2 tRNA genes and 2 rRNA genes are annotated in these 1,120 nt (G+C 50.0%); all 4 read right to left on the bottom strand.

What is annotated here, in order from left to right:
- A 23S ribosomal RNA gene (locus NQ117_RS23960) occupies window positions 1-670 on the bottom strand; the annotation flags it as partial.
- A gap of 161 nt (window positions 671-831) precedes the next feature.
- Window positions 832-907, bottom strand: a tRNA-Ala gene (locus NQ117_RS23955).
- Window positions 908-930: 23 nt separating this feature from the next.
- Window positions 931-1,007, bottom strand: a tRNA-Ile gene (locus tag NQ117_RS23950).
- A gap of 28 nt (window positions 1,008-1,035) precedes the next feature.
- A 5S ribosomal RNA gene (gene rrf / locus NQ117_RS23945) occupies window positions 1,036-1,120 on the bottom strand; the annotation flags it as partial.

Below are 1,120 nucleotides of genomic sequence, written 5' to 3'. Positions count from 1 at the left end.
GCTACGGCTCTTCACCTTAACCTTGCACGCAAACGTAACTCGCCGGTTCATTCTACAAAAGGCACGCCATCACCCATCAATAGGGCTCTGACTTCTTGTAAGCACACGGTTTCAGGTTCTATTTCACTCCCCTTCCGGGGTGCTTTTCACCTTTCCCTCACGGTACTGCTTCACTATCGGTCGCCAGGTAGTATTTAGCCTTAGCAGATGGTCCTGCCAGATTCCCACGGGGTTTCACGTGACCCGCGGTACTCGGGGTTGGTCTCGGAGAGCAGTTATTTTCAAGTACAGGGCTGTTACCTTCTATGGCGGGCCTTTCCAGACCTCTTCGTTTAATAACCGCTTTTCTTACTCCTAATGAGACGCCCCACAACCCCAAAGAGCAAGCTCTTTGGTTTAGGCTTTTCCGCGTTCGCTCGCCGCTACTGACGGAATCACTATTGTTTTCTCTTCCTCAGGGTACTTAGATGTTTCAGTTCCCCTGGTATGCCATCTTACACCCTATGTATTCAGGTGTAAGTAACTGCCCATTACGACAGCTAGGTTTCCCCATTCGGACACCCCCGGATCAAAGCTTGCTTACAGCTCCCCGAGGCATTTCGTCGTTCGCCACGTCCTTCTTCGGCTCCTGGCGCCTAGGCATCCTCCGTGCGCTCTTAATAGCTTAACCATGCTATTTGTTAAAAGTGTTAGACACTTTCAGCTTAAAGGAATATTCTAAGTCGCGTTTTAAATCTCTTTGCGATTCAGTTTTCAAGGTACAATAATTTTTCCCAAAGGGAAAATATCAAACAATCGAATTTGAAAGATTGCTCTTTCATTTAAGAATTATGGTGGAGCCAAGCGGGATCGAACCGCTGACCTCCTGCGTGCAAGGCAGGCGCTCTCCCAGCTGAGCTATGGCCCCATATATGGGATATAAAATTTGTATGGTGGGCCCTAGTGGACTCGAACCACCGACCTCACCCTTATCAGGGGTGCGCTCTAACCAGCTGAGCTAAGGGCCCATATATCGCAGTTCCGAAGAACTGCTCTGCTTGGCAACGTCCTACTCTCCCAGGACCCTGCGGTCCAAGTACCATCGGCGCTGGAGGACTTAACGTTCGTGTTCGGGATGGGT

It is taken from the genome of Paenibacillus sp. SC116 (genome assembly GCF_024733555.1).
Lineage (GTDB): Bacteria > Bacillota > Bacilli > Paenibacillales > Paenibacillaceae > Paenibacillus_B.
Note: the sequence above shows the minus strand (reverse complement) of the source record. Positions and strands in the feature narration are given on the sequence as shown.